This window comes from Pseudoalteromonas sp. S3178 (assembly GCF_005886985.1).
GTDB lineage: Bacteria > Pseudomonadota > Gammaproteobacteria > Enterobacterales > Alteromonadaceae > Pseudoalteromonas > Pseudoalteromonas carrageenovora.
Genome location: NZ_PNCW01000022.1, coordinates 15733 through 31587, shown reverse-complemented (window position 1 = coordinate 31587; position 15855 = coordinate 15733). Strand labels below are relative to the sequence as shown.

12 protein-coding genes are annotated in these 15855 nt (G+C 38.4%); 7 read left to right on the top strand and 5 right to left on the bottom strand.

Going from position 1 to position 15855, the window contains the following annotated elements; genetic code table 11:
* Positions 1 to 143: 143 nt before the first annotated feature.
* Both CWC11_RS06060 and CWC11_RS06055 read right to left on the bottom strand, forming a co-directional pair.
* Positions 144 to 1142: a glycosyltransferase family 2 protein gene (locus CWC11_RS06060; protein ID WP_138681964.1), complete on the bottom strand. Its 999-nt coding sequence runs from the start codon at positions 1140 to 1142 to the stop codon at positions 144 to 146.
* A 1069-nt stretch (positions 1143 to 2211) separates the two neighbouring features.
* The gene (locus CWC11_RS06055; RefSeq protein ID WP_138681963.1) at positions 2212 to 3309 is read right to left on the bottom strand and encodes a Fic family protein; all 1098 of its coding nucleotides are present in this window, start codon (positions 3307 to 3309) and stop codon (positions 2212 to 2214) included.
* Between the two features lie 442 nt (positions 3310 to 3751).
* On the opposite strand from CWC11_RS06055, the gene CWC11_RS06050 reads away from it, so the two are divergent.
* Both CWC11_RS06050 and CWC11_RS06045 read left to right on the top strand, forming a co-directional pair.
* Positions 3752 to 4771, top strand: a complete 1020-nt coding sequence (locus CWC11_RS06050) for a hypothetical protein (protein ID WP_138681962.1) — start codon at positions 3752 to 3754, stop codon at positions 4769 to 4771.
* The gene (locus CWC11_RS06045) at positions 4771 to 5121 is read left to right on the top strand and encodes a hypothetical protein (RefSeq protein ID WP_138681961.1); all 351 of its coding nucleotides are present in this window, start codon (positions 4771 to 4773) and stop codon (positions 5119 to 5121) included. Before CWC11_RS06050 ends, CWC11_RS06045 begins: the two co-directional genes overlap by 1 nt.
* Positions 5122 to 5205: 84 nt before the next feature.
* On the opposite strand, the gene CWC11_RS22795 is transcribed toward CWC11_RS06045, so the two are convergent.
* The 3 genes from CWC11_RS22795 to CWC11_RS06035 form a co-directional block, all read right to left on the bottom strand.
* Positions 5206 to 5376, bottom strand: coding sequence for a hypothetical protein (locus tag CWC11_RS22795; RefSeq protein WP_171038399.1), 171 nt, complete (start codon positions 5374 to 5376; stop codon positions 5206 to 5208).
* A 301-nt stretch (positions 5377 to 5677) separates the two neighbouring features.
* Positions 5678 to 6595, bottom strand: a complete 918-nt coding sequence (locus tag CWC11_RS06040) for a histone deacetylase family protein (protein WP_138681960.1) — start codon at positions 6593 to 6595, stop codon at positions 5678 to 5680.
* 187 nt (positions 6596 to 6782) lie between these two features.
* A complete protein-coding gene (locus CWC11_RS06035; RefSeq protein WP_138681959.1) occupies positions 6783 to 7658 on the bottom strand; it encodes a nuclease-related domain-containing protein in 876 nt (291 codons plus the stop codon).
* Between the two features lie 872 nt (positions 7659 to 8530).
* On the opposite strand from CWC11_RS06035, the gene CWC11_RS06030 reads away from it, so the two are divergent.
* The 5 genes from CWC11_RS06030 to dndE all read left to right on the top strand — a co-directional run bounded on the left by CWC11_RS06030 (position 8531) and on the right by dndE (position 15762).
* Positions 8531 to 10588: a DNA phosphorothioation-associated putative methyltransferase gene (locus CWC11_RS06030; protein ID WP_138681958.1), complete on the top strand. Its 2058-nt coding sequence runs from the start codon at positions 8531 to 8533 to the stop codon at positions 10586 to 10588.
* 126 nt (positions 10589 to 10714) lie between these two features.
* Positions 10715 to 11800 (top strand): DNA sulfur modification protein DndB, encoded by a 1086-nt coding sequence (gene dndB, locus CWC11_RS06025; RefSeq protein WP_138681957.1) that lies wholly within the window; start codon positions 10715 to 10717, stop codon positions 11798 to 11800.
* On the top strand, positions 11797 to 13422 hold the full coding sequence (locus CWC11_RS06020; RefSeq protein WP_138681956.1) for a DNA phosphorothioation system sulfurtransferase DndC: 1626 nt from the start codon (positions 11797 to 11799) through the stop codon (positions 13420 to 13422). The genes dndB and CWC11_RS06020 overlap by 4 nt, the downstream gene beginning before the upstream one ends.
* Entirely contained in the window at positions 13419 to 15410 is a 1992-nt protein-coding gene (gene dndD, locus CWC11_RS06015) for a DNA sulfur modification protein DndD (RefSeq protein ID WP_138681955.1), read from the top strand. Before CWC11_RS06020 ends, dndD begins: the two co-directional genes overlap by 4 nt.
* 1 nt (position 15411) lies before the next feature.
* Positions 15412 to 15762, top strand: a complete 351-nt coding sequence (dndE, locus tag CWC11_RS06010; protein ID WP_138681954.1) for a DNA sulfur modification protein DndE — start codon at positions 15412 to 15414, stop codon at positions 15760 to 15762.
* The last annotated feature ends 93 nt before the right edge of the window (positions 15763 to 15855 follow it).

The window sequence follows — 15855 nt, the reverse complement described above, 5'->3', positions numbered from 1 at the left end:
AAAATTAAATATAAACAAATTAAATTTAATTTAATTACGTTTATAATTTATTTATGAGCTAAAACCTATAGTTAAATTTAAATAGTTAAGTGTTATTAACTTTAACATTTAAATAAACTTAAACCAAATTAGGTACACTTAGTTTAATTATAAATTTTAGCCTCAACACATTCGTGCTTATTTAAACTAGAAAGGTCTTTAGTTAGTAAGTATTTCACTATCAGCATGGTGTTTTTGAAATCTATTTCACGAAATTTAAAAGCATGCTTTATCATCAGTTTAAAATAAACATAACAATGAGAGTTAAACGTTTTCTTTAAAGTTTTTCTTTGTTTAGTATTTAACTCTATGTTTTCTAAAATCATCGCGGTTGCTAATGCTTTACTTCCCATAATATTGCAAGAACCGACCAGTTCCCAACTAATGTTGGAAAAGAACATATTAACCCCTTTACCGCATTTGGTAACATCACAAGGGTAATAAGCTACTTTATCTGCGCCTGCGCATAGTAACAACCACATTAACTCATCTTCCCCTGCAAACCTTAATTGGTCACAGAATAAAATATCAGGGAACTTGTTTAACCTATACATAACAGTGGAGGTTTGCGATAAGTACTTATTATACATAGACTCAATAATAACAGACGAATCAATAATAAACTGAGAGTCACCTATTGAAAAACGACTAAGGTCTTGTTCCATTTCAGGGATATCTGTATTCCAATTTGAATCATAAAAACCATCACGGTCCGTATTTCCAAAATAAAAATTAGCACCTAAATCAAATGCTTCTAGGGCTAAAGAAGAATGCTTCTCGCCCCACTGATCATCAGAGTCCAAAAAGGCAACGTAATCTACCACACTGCTAAGTTTTTCTTGAATGTGTCTTAGAGCTGTATTCCTAGCGATCGCTGGGCCAGAATTGTTTTTATGGTAAAGACTAATAAGATGTACATTTTTAGGTAAGGTAGGTAGTTGAGATAATTCTTCAGACAATGCAAGTGGGGAGCAGTCGTCAACAATAACAACATAATAATTTATTTCACTTGAGCATTTTTGTTCAAGTATAGACATTAGAGATTTTATTAGTATCCCTTTATCTCTTTGATAAAATGGTATCACTACCCCAATATTATGCATAAAAATTTCCTATGAATCATCTTAAAAACATCCGTGTACAGCAATTAAAAAATTGCGTGATTATTTGAACAAGGCCAAATAAAAATTATTAACAATAACTTTTAAAATTATAATTTTTAAAAACAATATAAAATGTTTTATATTTACAATATTTATTGACTAAAAATAGTACTAACATTTAACTACCAAATCAATGAATATTGCCTAAATAGCCGCTATTTTAAAAGGCCGAACAGTGTTAAATACTAAAAATACAAACTGCTATTATTAAATTACAAATTATTTCATACACATAAGGTTTACTTGCATTTAAAAAATAGCCAACTATTATTACTGATAGTTAAATAGTACAAAAATTTAAAAACCAACCCTTTATCATTAATATTTTAATTACTAACCTAAATTAGAGCTTGTACCTATTTAACAATGTGACACTAATGCCCAAGTATTTCCAGGCTATTAACTCATACTATTGATAAAAAATTTAGCTTAAAGTAAATCACTTCTAAAAATGACAAGGTGACTACTTATTGAACACTGTGTTTTTTATTCTTTATCACTGCTTGAGTAAATTACCCATTATTTGTAAATCTACAAAACAGCTTACACAGTAATTTTTTTATATAGACCCACAATAATACCAAGATCGAATAGTCTATCAAGTAACTTATTAAGCTATTTCAATTTCACATAAGTAAAAACTGCATATTTATTAAACCACACGCTATTAAACTACTTTATGGGTACAAATTAGTTACTATAAATATCGATATGCTTTATTTATTTGCTTTTATATACCATCAAAAAAATTTAGGTAGGAATTTACTCACATTAAACTGCTGTTTTAAATCAAACGAAGGAGGTTACATCGCGGTTTTACATACTTAACCTATGAAATATAAAATATCGTTTACACCTTTGCCGCAAAGCCTGCTCGCACGAAAAGCGAAGCTTGTAAATTGTGGGCTAAAGTTTACCTTGCGCTTTAATTAAAGCATTCAACATTACTTATTCAACTTAAACACACCTATTCGCCTCATATAGTGAGTCAAATAGCCATTTAATTGCCTCATTGGGCAACTTTGTAACGTGTACTGCGCCCACCCGCAGCCGTTTTTGTTATGAAACCTAATGTTTGTAAATCGGCTAAATGGCGCGTTGCAGTCGCACGGCTAACTTTAGCCACCTTTTGATACTGACTGGCGCTAATTCCGTGCTCAAATTGGCCATCGAGTAATTTATTAATTACTTTTACCTGTTGCTCACTTAGTTTTGCTTGTTCTTTACTTACCCAGTAGTTGGTTTTAAAAACTGTTTGCTCAATATTATTAAGCGTATGGTGTATCGCATTATTAAGCGTACATAAAAACCATTTTATCCACTGTGTTATACAAAGCCCACCACGCTGCGTGGCTTCTAGCACTTCGTAGTAGCTTTTTCTGTCGTCTAAAATAGCCACCGACATAGCGTAAAACCGAATAGACTCTGCATACTTTTGTGCTAAAGCCAGGTCGGTTATAAGCCGTGTTATTCGACCGTTACCATCTTCAAGCGGATGTATTGTTACAAACCATAAGTGTGCGATAGCAGCACGAATAAAAGGGTCTATTTGTGAATCGTTTTGCGTGTTGTTAAACCAATCAAAAAATAGCGACAGCTCTTTATTTACTATCTTTTTAGGGGGTGCTGTAAAATGTAATACTGGTTTATCTAAACGCCCCGACACCACCTGCATTGGCTCGCTGCCGCGCAACTGCCCGCCCTCAATGTTAGTAAACAAGCTTTGCTCATCGGCAAATAATAAACGATGCCAGTTAAGCACCCGTTCTAAACCAAGCGGCGAATCTGTGTTCGTTATTGCATCAAGCATAATCTCTGCAAGATTGTCGCTTTGCACAGTTGTTGGGTAAGGCTTCTCGTTAATATTGAGCTTTTTAGCAAGCGAAGAGCGAACCGAAAATGCATTAAGCTTTTCGCCCTCAATCGCACTGGAGTGAATAATATTTGCTAGTAAGGTATCAAGAGCTTGCTGCTTTTGATGAGCACTTTGCACGCCCATACGCCCCACCAATAAACCTAGGTTATATGAAAGCTCTCTTAGCAAAGGAGCAAGCGCCGCATCATCCCACGTAAAGTTTGGCCAATTTTGTTGTTGCCATATCCACATAGTCTTTAGCCCTTAAGTTAGTTAGCTTCAGTCTATATGATTTAATTGCCTCATTCAATGAGGCGAATATTAGAGTTAATTGCCTCATTGTTTTACGAGCTTCACCGCTTTTGAATTTTAGGCAAATGTAATTTAAACATCCGTAGACACTGTTTTACATCGCACTTTGATTTGTAATCGTAGGCGAAAAGCAAAGCTTTTAAATTGTGTTTACCTATATCGCGTTGGCGATGGCAACCAATAGGGAGCGCCCTTAGCAGCGGCCTTAAAATTGGCTGGAGGCGCCCTACTTTTTCTCGTAGAAAGGGTAGCTTATTGAATTTCATATAATATTGGCAACCACAATTACTTCACTCTTAATAAATGAAAAGCAATTTTGTATTGACTACTTAATTAAAAATCATTAGCCTTTTCTGTACAATCAAAAGTAAGGATACTGATCATGGCTCTAGAAATTAGAATCTGCTTGGATGCAGTCACTGCAGAAGTAGTAAAATGTAAAACAGACAAGGAAAATACATTTTCTAAAGATAATAATCACATAAAAAGTGATGTAATCACCTCTGGCACACCATATATCTGGCGCAAAGAGTACTCTCAATTTTCAGATAACCCTACCTCAGAACAAAAAAATATACTCAGACAATTCTCGCTACTACCAGCTCAATCAAAAAGAAATATTGCAGGTATGTTACGTGATTTTGGGAGTGAAACCTTGCTTGCAATTTCTGATTTTCAAGCTCAAGTGATACCATTTTTAGAAAGTAACACGCATGCTATTGTTGGCTCAGGTGCCACATCAATAGAAGCTCGCAGTTCAAAGTTTGTTGCTTTGGCGGGTAAATATGAAGCATCTTTAAAAGACATTCGAGCCGCACATAAATCAGGTATACCTAAATACCACATGGTCGCTTTAGAGCAAAAAGCGCTTGCTATATTTAAAGAGCTGCAAGTTAAATATCAAGCTGAATTACAACGTTTTATGAATACTAACCGTGCAAATCGAAGAGGCACAGTTTGGTCTAACCCTAAGCGTGGTGTTCACATAGCCAAAAGTGCCAGACACTCAACTAAACTTGATATAAGTAGTACTGCTGAATTAAATAAAATTAAGCGACTCGAAAATAATGCTCGTTGGCTAGGTTACGGGATGATTGCTTTCGATGCTGTTGTTCGAGGAGTTTCTGTTTATAGTGATTATAAAAATGGTAATGACTGGCATAGGAGTATATCAGCTGAAATGGCTGGTTTTGGAGTTTCAACTTTAGCGGGAATTTATACTGCCACAGCTACAACAACAGCCTTATCAACAATTTTAATGCTAACTCCCTATGGTTGGGTCGTAGCTGTAGGAATAGGCTTACTTGTTGGTTTTGGAGCTAGCTTATATGTTAATGAAAAAGCAAAAAAGATTACTGAGAATTTATATGATAGACAACCTCTAACAAAAGAACTTTTCTAATGCCCATATTAGAAATACTATTATACAGCACTATCTTTTTCTTTTTTTATCTTATGATAATGGCTGTTTTATTCCCGCGAGTTTCAATTAAATACATTGATAATAAAATGATACTAGATGGAATTAGCTCCCCAAGCTGGGATAAAGGAATCGGTGCAAGCGCACCATTTTACGCTATGGCTATTTTTTTTAAAAGGGCACGAAAACCAACTCCACTATTTGATGGCAGCCATGTTGCAAAGTATGCAAGACCAATAGACAAGTTTTTAGCTTTCTTGCACCTTGTTTCTACTACAGGCTTTTTGTTGAGCCTATTTTCTATGATGATTTTAGAGGCTTTTTTTTACTAGGCCTACAAGTTATTTATACATGTCGCATTGGCGATGGCAACCAAGGGGGCGGATAACCTTTAAATAAACTCTGCTGTTAATAATTCATCCCTGAAGCCGGGTTCCTGTCAGCACCCATGCTTCCACTTCCTCAAGCTGCAAAGCTACGCTTTGGTCATTCGTCACCCACAGCGCCTTGAGGATCACACTGTCTCTTAAATTTAAATTAATGATATAAACGTAACCAGCGTAGATAGGCACAACTTTCACATCCATGTACGCTCTCCAGTTCGGGTATCCATACCCTCTCGTTCAAAACTGCGTTTTTCACCCATGGCCAAGCTACGCTTTTAACAGCATTGCCTAAAGGGATTTAGGTACTTGGAATTTGTCGGGAACAAAATTCCGCCATGCTGTTAATTACTCATCATTAATTAAATTCGGGGGTGATCACTGGGGACAGTCTTACCTGCAGCCTTTAAATTTATCATAGGCTTACTAGCGCGAAAAGCACAGCTTTTAAATTACAGGAGGGGGTGTATCCTGCCTTGGCTTCGTTTAAGAAGTTATGGTGAGCTTATAGTGTTGAGCATGCCTTAATTGCAGCAGCTATGGCAGAGGCACTTTGTTTTGAATATCCGCCGCCACCAGTAACCACAGTTGGGATTTCAAGCGTTTTTAAGTGAGATAGTATGATTTTTTCACGCTTAGCAACATCTTCTACGGTAAGTTTAAAACCACCTAATTTATCAATAGCCAACACATCTGTTCCGGCAATAAGAAATGCTAGGGCATAATCAGCTTTTACTAACTTGAGTGCTTGATTTAACTTATCTAAATATTCATGGCCTTCAACACCACTTTTCAATGGAACAGGAAAATTGACTCTGTTACGCGTAAAATCAGAGGTTGGATAAATATCTGCATTATATACATCTAATAAATGGATATTTTCATTGTCTTTGAAAGAATAGGCATTACCGTTACCGTGGTGCGCATCAACATCTATAATCAATACTTTATCAGTTTCACTTAACTGACCATTCTTACGTAATTGTTGATAGCTAATTCCAATATCATTATAAATACAAAAGCCTTCCATATTAACGTTGCTAGCGTGGTGAAAGCCCCCTGATAAATTCCACATAATATCGCCAGAGCCCAATGCATTTTCAGCCCCAAGTAAAGTTCCCGCAACAGCTAAGCGCATAGGTAACAAAATTTTATTATCGAGAAAATCAAAGCTAACAAAAGGAATTTTAGGAACTTCCAAAGCCCTAAATACAAGCGTTTTACTTAAAACCAATTTTCTCATTAATTCGTTGAGGTATTCATTGATCACGACTGGTGAAACAGGCCCCACTGGGTGGATTATTTCAATATTCAAGCTATCAAGTTCTGTAATTACTTTTGACAATTTCTCACCATCAAAAGGGTGCAAGTATTTTAGTAATCCTAATTGATAATTAAAGCGGGGCTCATAAATAATTTTCATGTCTATGCATTTTCCGTTTCTGCAAGTTCCTTAGCGCAGCTTAAAACCCTAAGTAGTAATAAGTTACCTCACAACACTAGTAAAGTATTTTAAGCTCGGAGTTTAGCCGCACATCACTTTTTAGGATAGTCTTTAAATTTAACGTAGATACAAGGCGCTCAGCATGTTCGCGCAAAAAGCGTAGCTTTTAAATAGCTTTACTATCGTTTAAGGCACGCTGTACAACTTGATAGCAAATAGCACGCTGCTGCTCTTGTTCTAAGTTAACCTGTCGCATTGAAAGGATTGTTTTAACTATTTGTTTATGAGATACAATTGGAAATACCGGTCGCTGCTTTAGCTCTACAAACCAACCCGGAAAGCATAAAATAGGCAAAACTTGGGTGTTAAAACCCGTCGCATCTTGTAGCCATTTATTCACCCAATTAGCTTGGTTTTGAGCTTGCTCTAGCGGCTTACTTTCAAACCAAGAGGGGAACACTAAACGATTTTTCTCAAATTTAACTTTGTAGTTTGTATCGTCTTTTATTCGCTTATGCCTACCTTTGGTTTCAATAGCAAATATCCCATTTGGCCCAACAACCAAATGATCAATATTAAAACCATCTGCTTGTATATCATGAAATACTTGGTATCCGTGTGACTGTAACTCTATAAGCTCAGAGGCAACGGCTAGTTCTGCGTCGCGCCCAAGTTTTAACTTTATTAAGTGATTTGACTCAACCCAAAGCTTTCGTGCTACATAGATTAAACCCAGTGCAATCGCAATAATTAAGAAGTAATTAAACTTGCCGCTGGCAAACATTTCAGCAATGCCTTTAATAGCAAAAGGCATTGTAACTATTAAAGCAGATAAGAAGACAAGCCCTATTACATCAACAATCTTATCATTAACTTGTTCATTTAATGTTTGCGTTGCAACACGTTTAAGCTTTTTGCGATCAACAGGTAGTTTTGCATTTTTCTGATGAAGCCATATTTTGACAAACAAAACACCTAGTAATGAATAAACACTACCAATAACAAATAAAAGGCTTAAACCTTGGTTTAATAAATCATCCATGATGAGTTCCTATAATCACAATGTTTACTTTATACATTAAAAACAGGTACATGTCGCATTATTCAAACTCACGCTACGAAGCCCACCTAAACACCTGTAGGCGCTCAGCTTGCTCGCGCGAAAAGCGAAGCTTTTAAAATAATTTATAAATATCGCGTTGGCGATGGCAACCAAGGGGCGGTCTCCTTCAAACAAGCTCTGCTGCTAATAATTCATCCCTGAAGCCGGGTTCCTGTCCGCATCCATGCTTCCACTTCCCCAAGCTGCGCTTTGGTCATTCGTCACCCACGGCGCCCCGAGGATCACACTATTCCTTCAATTTAAATTAATGATATAAACGTAACCAGCGTAGATAGGCCATCCATGGCCAAGCAACGCTTTTAACAGCATTGCCTAAAGGGATTTAGGTACTTGGAATTTGTCGGGAACAAAATTCCGCCATGCTGTAAATTACTCACCATTAATTAGATTTCGGGTGTGATCACGGGGGAACTTTCTTAGCAGCGTTCTTAAAATTTACTGTAGGCGCCCAGCTTGCTCGCGCGAAAAGCGTAGCTTTTAAAATAATTTACAAATATCGCGTTGGCGATGACAACCAAGGGGTGCATAACGCCTTCCGCCCCTTGGAACCCCACGGCGCCCCGAGTATTTTGCAATATCCTCAAAGCCTAAATCGATATGAACGTAACCGCCGTGTATTTGCCGTCCATGGCGAAGTCACGGCTTCGCTTGCTTCCATGCAATCAATTACTCATCAATTGAGTCTCTTCGGGCAAAATGACGGGGTGGATTGTCTTAACAGGGGCCTTTAAATTTGTTGTTGGTATTACCGTTATGTATATTGAACTATCTTAACTGCTTGAGTAATTTTAATGGCTGCTAACTTACCTTCAACGCTAAACTTCACTCAATACCGTGATCTAGTGAAAAAGCTCAAACATGGTAAATCACTACCTACAGCTATTTATTTACACAAAAGCTCATTAGAGGAAGCGCTACCGCTTGAGTTACTAAGTTTTATTCAAAGCACCGTAAGCAAACTAAACATAAATGAGCCTTGGAACCTAATTAAACTCTATAAACGCGATCTAAAATTTACGTTACTTAACTACCCTCACTTTGATGAATACGCATACCCCGCACTACACACCAGCTATACAATTGATGGTGACGAGCAAACAATAAAAACAACAAACTACAGTAACTCAAATAACCCTCCTATTTTGCATCGTAAAGAAACCTTTGTACTGCCTAATTACCCCCATTACGCTTTATTTAAAGCTATTACAAAAGAAGGCGAGCAAATAGGTCTGTATCAGAACACCAAAAGCATTGGCTTTAAAAAACAGTGGAAAAACTTAATTAAACGCAAAGGCTTTGAACTGAATGAAAAAGGCAGGCTAAACAAAATAGCTGAGCTACCAGAACCAGTAATTGAACATGCACCACAAGCTATACAGCGCCATTTAACCGCAATAAACCGCGATAGACTTTCTGCACCTTTTCAAAAGCTCGCAAAGTATGGCTACTTAAATGGTGATTACTCAATACTAGATTACGGATGCGGCCTAGCTGATGACGCAACAGAGCTAGAAGCCCATGGTCTTAACATTAACGCATGGGATCCAGTACATAGGCCAAACGGAAATAAACAAACGAGTGATATTGTTAATTTGGGCTTTGTACTTAATGTAATTGAAGAGCAACAAGAGCGAAAAGACACTTTAACCGCTGCTTACCAACACACTAAAAAATTGCTTTTAGTATCAGTAATGCTCGCCAATGAGGCCAAACAAGAACACTTTAAACAATATAAAGATGGCGTAATTACTAAATGGAATACCTTCCAAAAATACTATAGCCAAGCTCAAATAAGAGCTTACATTGAGCAAACCCTAAACGTTAAAACCATGGCATTTGGACAAGGCATTATCGCTATTTTTAAATGCCCAGAATTAGAAGAAGCTCATCACTTAGAGCTACAATTCCAAAACTATAATTGGCAACACATAACCCAAAGGCCACAACCAAAAGCATTACCCAAAGCCCAACAAAAAACCTTGTTTGAAAAACACCAAACACTGCTTGATGATTTTTGGCAACACTGCCTACACTTTGGCCGCTTACCCGCAAACGATGAGTTTGAGCAAAGCACAACACTGCGCAAATATTTCGCCAGCCACAATAAAGCATTTAGCTTACTACAAAATTACTATGAACCAAGTGAGTTTGAACAAGCGCAACTAAAGCGAAAGCAAGATTTACTAGTGTATTTTGCACTTAGCCTATTTGGTAAACGCCAAGCTAAAAGCCATATGCCAGCAAGGCTAACGCGAGATTTAAAAGTACATTTTAGTGACTACAACCAAGCATTAGAGCAAGCAAAGCAGTTGCTATTCTCAATTGCAGAGCCCGCAAATATTGGTAATGCCTGTTATCAAGCTTTCGAGGAGATTCAGCTCGGTGAATTACACGACAACCACTCATACATTTTACCCACTCGCTATTTAAATCAACTCCCCGCAATACTGCGTGTTTACATTGGCTGTGCGGTGCAATTGTATGGCGATATAGACGACGTAGATTTAGTAAAAATACACATGCATTCAGGCAAGGTTACCTTTTTAAAATACGATAACTTTAATAAAAAGTTGCCACTGCTCACTGAGCGCATAAAAGTAAAAATGCTAGAGCAAGATATCGACTACTTTTACTACGGCGATATTTATCCCTATCAGCCCTTTTATAACAAAATAGATTATTTACAAAAAGGCAGTAGTGAATACAAAAGCCAACAACGGTTTGATAAAAAATTAGCTGACATGCTCAAAGGCGTAGCCAAAGCCGAGTGGCCCAACTGGCCCATATTACAAAAGGTGTTTGACTATTGGGGAGTGGAATTAAAAAATAATAAATTTTATAAAAGATAAAATCCTATTCATAACAAGGAACTAGGTTTTCATGCAGCTACATTGTGATAAATAAAACAATAAAAACTGTATTTATCACGTAAGGTACGTAATAATATTACGTACCTTACGTGATGAGATTGAATTATGAGCAACCTTGAAAGCAATTATTGCTACAGCTTCCCCGCAGTTCGTGGCCAGCAGGCTGGTAAACCCTTTTATATAGCAACCTGCCCTTTAAGGCTCATACCTAAAATATTCATGTATGACGAAGAAGAAGTCCCCGTAGAGCTCAGAGCACAACGTACTCTCAATAAAGGTCGCATACCAGAAATGGCTCGTTACCTAGTTGAGTCACCTCACGATTATGTATTTTCAGCTATAACCGCCTCAATAGGGGCCGAAATCGACTTTATCGAAGTAGATAAAAATAGCAACATTGGCAGTTTAAAAGTACCTATGGATGCGCAAATATTAATTAATGACGGGCAACACCGTCGTGCAGCAATTGAAGAAGCCTTAAAAGAGCGCCCCGAGCTAAGCCAAGACAACATCGCTGTACTCTTTTTTGTAGACGAAGGCCTGCAACGCAGCCAACAAATGTTTGCCGATTTAAATAAATACGCAGTACGCCCTAGCCCATCGCTGGGCACCATGTACGATCACCGCGATCAAGCATCTGAACTTGCTCGTTATTTAGCTTTAAATACAAAACCTTTTGCAGGATTTACTGAATTTGAACGCTCTACAATTGCTGTTAAAAGTAGTAAACTGTTTACCCTTAGTGGCATTAAACAAGCAAACCGCGTTTTACTTGGCAAAGGGACTAAGGAAGGCTTTAATGAAGACGAAAGGCAAATTGCTGCAAAGTACTGGGAAGCACTAAATATTTATATGCCAGAATGGATACAAGTACAAAACAAACAGCTTTCGGCTGCAGAATTTCGACAAGAGTATATTTCGGCACATGGTATTGGCCTTCAGGCACTTGCGCTAGTTGGTAAAAGCTTACTAACTCTGAGCGAATCAGAAAAACAAAAAAAGCTTAAGTTAATTGCCAATATCAACTGGCTTAAAAGTAACCCTGCTTGGACTCATAGAGCAATGCAACATGGCAGACTTTCAAAAGCTATGAGCAATATTTTCCTTACCAGCATGCAAATAAAACGTGAAATTGGCCTCCCTCTTTCGAAAGAAGATGTACAAAAAGAGAATGAATACTTAAACGCATGAAATTATTAAACCAGTACGATCTACAAGACTACATCGAATTTATCGAAAACGAATCGTTTGCAGGTAGCCAACTACATAACTTTGTAGCCGACACCCAACGAGTCTACATGGCTGATAAACGCCCATGGGTATTAGGCTACAGTGGCGGTAAAGACTCTTCAGCTGTAATGACCTTAATTTACTTTGCATTACTTGGTTTAAAACCAGAAGACCGCCATAAGCCGGTTTTTGTAGTTGCGTCCGACACCTTAGTAGAAACACCAATGGTGGTTGATCACGTTGAAAAATCACTAAAGCTTATTGAAGAAGGTGCAAAGCGCGAAGGCTTACCAATTACTTCACATAAAGTAGTACCAAAGTCGAATAATACGTTTTGGGCTAATTTACTTGGTAAAGGCTACCCTGCACCAACGCGTAACTTTCGCTGGTGTACCGAGCGAATGAAAATCGACCCTGTAAGCACTTTTATTAAAGAGCGTGTAAGTGAATACGATGAGGTAATTGTTGTACTTGGCTCTCGCTCACAAGAAAGCGCATCGCGTGCACAAGTAATTAAAAAGCACAAAATTGATGGTTCAGACTTAGCCGTACATACCACCTTAAGCAACGCCTTTATTTACACGCCAATTGATACATGGAGTGTTGACGATGTGTGGAAAATATTACGCCTGTGCCACTTAAAAACCGAAGAAACACCATACGGCATTAAAAATAAATGGTTTGATAAATACGACCTAGAATGGGAAAACCCATGGGGTGGCAAAAACCTCATATTGTGGAATTTATACAAAGATTCATCTGGTCAGGGCGAATGCCCTATGGTTATAGATGAAACCACACCATCGTGTGGTAATTCTCGCTTTGGTTGTTGGACATGCACCGTAGTTACACGTGACCGCGCGATGGAAAGCCTCATTCAAAATGGCGAGCAGTGGATGACACCACTACTTAAATACCGCAATATTTTATCGCGTAGTACATCGCCTAAACTTAAAAAGAAATACCGTAACCACATTCGTCGCGATGGCCGTTTAGCGTTTAAAACCCTAAAAGAGGACAAAGAGCGCGTATTAACAGACGATTACACAACAGGCCCTTACAAATTAAAGTATCGCCAGCATGCCATGCGTTTACTGCTTAATATACAAAAGCAATTTAACGACCAAGGCCGTGATGTAGAGCTAATTACCGTTGAAGAATTACACGCAGTAAGGCACGAATGGTTAAACGATCCTAACGAGCCAGATTGGGACGACACATTACCAGGCATTGTATTTGATGCACTTGGCGTAAAACTCGACTGGACAATAGACGACTCTAACCAATTTAGCTTGAGCGAAGGGCAGCTGCTTAACGATATAGCACCTAAACATGGCGTATCGCCACAGATGGTTAAAAAGCTAATCGACGTTGAAACCCAAATGAGTGGCCTCGCCCGTCGTACGGGTATTTTTAATCGTATTGGCCGTTTAATTCAGCAGGACTGGGAAAGCGCCGAAGTTATTATTGCCTCAAATTTAGATATTCGTCAGAGCCAAATGCGCCAAAGTAACGAAGTAAAAGCGCTAGAAGACGACCTAAAACAAATTACTGCATTGCTCAAAGCTGAGGGCATAGAATGATTTTTAAAAAACTGACCCTAAATAATTTTCGAGTTTTTAACGGCCAAACCACTATAGACTTAGACCCTCGTAAAGAAGGCATGTTTGAACGCCCTATTATTTTATTTGGTGGCTTAAACGGTGCAGGTAAAACCTCTATTCTTACCGCCATTCGCTTGGCCTTATTAGGAAAGCGTGCGTTGGGTGCTGTAATCACAAAAAAAGATTACTTAAGCTACCTAAACGAGCAAACTAACAAAACCGCAACCAAAGCCCAGCAAGACGCCGAGGGTAGCATAACACTTAGTTTTTCACATACTCATCAGGGCAAACATAACCTTTACGAAGTAACCCGTAAGTGGAGGCTTGAGGGCGATGAAAAGTTAACGCTCACTATTAATGGCGAGCAAGATACCTCATTAAACTCAGAGCAAGTACAAGCGTTTTTACATGAAATAGTCCCACCTGGTATCGGCGATTTATTCTTTTTTGATGGCGAAAAAATAGCAGAGCTTGCAGAAGACGATACCGGCTCTTACTTAAAAGAGGCCGTACAAAAACTGCTTGGTATCGACATTATAAACCGCCTAAGCAACGACCTTGATATTTACTTAAAAGGCCTAGGCGCAGAAACCGCAGATAAAGATACACTTAAAAAAATAAAAGTGGCAGAAGAGCAAAAAAATAAAATAACTCAGCAAGTAAATGCAACAAGAGATAAAGCCGATAGTATTGGTGCATACTTAACTGAGCTTAAAAAGAAAATAGCCGCTAAAGAGCATGATATACAAGCGCAAGGTGGCGCATGGGCTAAAACAAAAGATCAAGAGCAAGCACAAGCCTCAGAGTTATTAGAACTTGAAAAAGAGTTAACGGCTAAAATACGCCAAGAGCTAAGCGGCAGCTTACCAATGGCGCTTGCGCCAACGGCAATGCAAAACTTAATTGAGCAGCTAACCAGCGATCAACAAATTAAGCAAGCCAAAGCCTTTGGTAACGAGCTCGTGCAAGCGTTACCAAACCTAGAAAGCGCACTTAACCAAAAATTTGATTCCCAAAGCAACGACATAATGGCAACGGTAAATAGTTACTTTGGCCAGTTAGTAAATCAAACGGCCCTTGCCGAGCCAAAGCTTGATATTTCAGATTCTGAATTTGCGCTTATAAACGCACAAGTAACTGAGGCTTCGCAATCGCAAGCGTTAATAAAAGAGCTTTCAACAGCGCTTAGCGAAACACAAAATAAACTCAGTTCGCTTTCAATAAATATTGAACGAGCGCCCGATGCTGCCGACTTACACGAACTTTATACATCGCTGCGCGAACTTGAAAAACAACGCGATACAACAAGTAAAGAATATATAAGCGAACTACTTAAGGCTAAAGATCATAAAGCTAAAGAGCTAGAGCTCGCAAAACGTCTTGAAAAAGACTACGCCAAGCTTAAAAACAACCACTCAGCCGATAAAGCAGTTGAGCGTGTTGAGCTTAGCCAATATGTATTGCAAGACTTTAAACACGCCCTTACAGAGCTGCGTGTAACCCAGCTAGAAGATCTGTTTGTAAAAGCGTACCGTAAGCTTGCCCGTAAAGAAGACTTAAAGCTCTCTGCTAAAATAGACCCAACCAGCTTTGACGTAAACCTAGTCGATGCCGAAGGCGTTATTATTAACCGTAAATCTATGTCGGCTGGTGAAAAACAAATATTTGCCTTCGCTATTTTAGAAGCACTTGGCAAACTATCGGGTAAAGTACTCCCTGTAGTGGTAGATACACCACTTGGCCGTTTAGATTCAAAACATCGCGATAAGCTTATTAAACACTACTTCCCAGAGGCCAGCGAACAAGTAATACTACTTTCAACCGATACCGAAGTAGACGAAGACTTTTACCAAGCCATTGAGCATAAAGTATCTCACGCGTTCGAGATTGAATTTAACCAACACACTAATTGTTCAACCCTGCGAGAAGGTTACTTTTGGGCAGAGCTTGCACAGGAGGCGAAATAACATGCTCCCACAAACAATGTGGCTTAAAAAAGCCGTTGAAGAACAACTTCAAACCTTAAAAGGCAAAACAGGCGTTACACCAAACGTAGCAGCCCGTATCGCGTTTTTTCGTTCTATCGAAAGCGGGTTTGTGTTCAATAAAGAAAAAGACTACAAGCTTTCTGGTAACCTTAAGCTCGATAAATTTACGTGGTTGGGTAAAACCCAAATGGTGACTGAACTATTACTTAAGCAGCGCTACCCTGAGTATTCTGATAAAGAATTACAAACAGCATGGGCTGCGCATGTTGAGGACGGAGTATCCGCGATTAGAAATCATAAAAGCCTATTATCCTTAGTAAATGATTTATGAGTTAAAGTTGTACTCTTGGAAAGTCCAAATATATAGAAGTAGCCAGTAACTAAATGTTTTGTTTAATAACTCATGAACCAATGCTGCCAAGTA

Bases quoted from the DNA above. Each gene is read 5' to 3' on its own strand.
- CWC11_RS06035 (WP_138681959.1), bottom strand. From the start codon at position 7,658: ATGGATGATTTATTAAACCAAGGTTTAAGCCTTTTATTTGTTATTGGT.
- CWC11_RS06020 (WP_138681956.1), top strand. From the start codon at position 11,797: ATGAAATTATTAAACCAGTACGATCTACAAGACTACATCGAATTTATC.
- CWC11_RS06040 (WP_138681960.1), bottom strand. From the start codon at position 6,595: ATGAAAATTATTTATGAGCCCCGCTTTAATTATCAATTAGGATTACTA.
- dndE (WP_138681954.1), top strand. From the start codon at position 15,412: ATGCTCCCACAAACAATGTGGCTTAAAAAAGCCGTTGAAGAACAACTT.
- CWC11_RS06055 (WP_138681963.1), bottom strand. From the start codon at position 3,309: ATGTGGATATGGCAACAACAAAATTGGCCAAACTTTACGTGGGATGAT.
- dndD (WP_138681955.1), top strand. From the start codon at position 13,419: ATGATTTTTAAAAAACTGACCCTAAATAATTTTCGAGTTTTTAACGGC.
- CWC11_RS06050 (WP_138681962.1), top strand. From the start codon at position 3,752: ATGGCTCTAGAAATTAGAATCTGCTTGGATGCAGTCACTGCAGAAGTA.
- CWC11_RS22795 (WP_171038399.1), bottom strand. From the start codon at position 5,376: ATGGATGTGAAAGTTGTGCCTATCTACGCTGGTTACGTTTATATCATT.
- CWC11_RS06045 (WP_138681961.1), top strand. From the start codon at position 4,771: ATGCCCATATTAGAAATACTATTATACAGCACTATCTTTTTCTTTTTT.
- CWC11_RS06060 (WP_138681964.1), bottom strand. From the start codon at position 1,142: ATGCATAATATTGGGGTAGTGATACCATTTTATCAAAGAGATAAAGGG.
- CWC11_RS06030 (WP_138681958.1), top strand. From the start codon at position 8,531: ATGGCTGCTAACTTACCTTCAACGCTAAACTTCACTCAATACCGTGAT.
- dndB (WP_138681957.1), top strand. From the start codon at position 10,715: ATGAGCAACCTTGAAAGCAATTATTGCTACAGCTTCCCCGCAGTTCGT.